The 369-nt window shown below is 33.1% G+C and carries 1 protein-coding gene; it reads right to left on the bottom strand.

Annotation, left to right across the window (positions count from 1 at the left end; translation table 11 throughout):
- On the bottom strand, positions 1–193 hold a 193-nt coding region (locus D0S45_20995; GenBank protein ID TIH02085.1), incomplete at its 3' end, for a UDP-N-acetylmuramate--L-alanine ligase.
- Positions 194–369 lie beyond the last annotated feature (176 nt).

The following is a 369-nucleotide window of genomic DNA, read 5'->3' as shown; positions in this document are numbered from 1 at the left end:
TACGATCTGGATACAACTCTTTAACCGATGAAATTACAGCTTCTAATTCTTTAGGATGATGTGCATAATCGTCAATATAAACACAATTATCAAATTTAAATCTTGCATCAAATCTACGTACAACTCCTTCAAATTCACGAATAGAACAATGCAATTCCTCAGCAGAGACACCACTTTGAAGAGCTACTGCCATAGCAATAACAGAATTTTCAATATTTACTTTCCCTGGGTAATTCAATCTTAAGGATTTAATAATCCCCTCCGGAGTATGTAAATCAAATTCATATGCACCCTCTACCAACCTTAGATTTAATCAGAAAAATTAGGGTTTGAAGATGTTATTCAAGGAGTACAATACAGTGAAATAAA

It is taken from the genome of Marinifilum sp. JC120 (assembly GCA_004923195.1).
Classification (GTDB): domain Bacteria; phylum Desulfobacterota; class Desulfovibrionia; order Desulfovibrionales; family Desulfovibrionaceae; genus Maridesulfovibrio.
This window is presented reverse-complemented; position numbering and strand designations above follow the sequence as displayed.